1 protein-coding gene is annotated in these 786 nt (G+C 74.8%); it reads left to right on the plus strand.

Annotated features, from left to right (window positions below; all coding sequences use genetic code 11):
• The coding region (locus CCN42_RS39360; RefSeq protein ID WP_086741960.1) for an NAD(P)-dependent oxidoreductase at positions 1–698 on the plus strand (698 nt) is incomplete at its 5' end.
• Positions 699–786: the final 88 nt, after the last annotated feature.

The following is a 786-nucleotide window of genomic DNA, read 5'->3' on the forward strand; positions in this document are numbered from 1 at the left end:
ACGCCGCCGCCCGCGCCCACGGCATCACCGTCTGCGGCACCGAAAGCTCCTCGACCCCGCCCGTCGAACTCACCTGGGCCCTCATCCTCGGCCTGGCCCGCGGGCTCGTCGCGGAGTCGACCGCACTGCGCGAGGGCGGCCCCTGGCAGTCCACCGTCGGCGCCGACCTGCACGGCCGCACCCTCGGGCTGCTCGGCCTCGGCCGGATCGGCAGCCGGGTCGCCCAGGTCGGTCTCGCCTTCGGCATGGACGTGGTGGCCTGGAGCCACAACCTCACCCGGGAACGCACCGACGAGGCCGGGGTACGGCTGGCCGCGAGCAAGGCGGAGCTGCTGGCGGCCGGCGACTTCGTCTCCGTGCACCTGGCCCTGTCCGACCGCACCCGCGGGCTGCTGGGCGCCGCCGAACTGGCCCTCCTCAAGCCCACCGCCTACCTGGTCAACACCTCCCGCGCGGCCATCGTCGACCAGGACGCCCTGCTCGCCGCGCTGCGCGAGGGCCGGATCGCCGGAGCGGGCGTCGACGTCTTCGACGTGGAGCCGCTGCCCGCCGGCCACCCGATGCGCACCGCGCCGCGCCTGCTGGCCACGCCGCACCTCGGCTATGTCTCCCGCGCCAACTACGCCCGTTACTACGGCCAGGCGGTCGAGAACATCCGGGCGTACCTGGACGGTGCGCCGATCCGCCTGCTGGGCTGAGGCCGCCCCACGGCCCCGCCTCTCCCCTGCCGGACTCTCCTCTTGCCGGACTCCCCCTTGCAGGGACTCTCCCGTGCAGGGACTCTCC

The organism is Streptomyces glaucescens, from assembly GCF_002154375.1.
In the GTDB taxonomy this organism is placed as follows: domain Bacteria; phylum Actinomycetota; class Actinomycetes; order Streptomycetales; family Streptomycetaceae; genus Streptomyces; species Streptomyces glaucescens.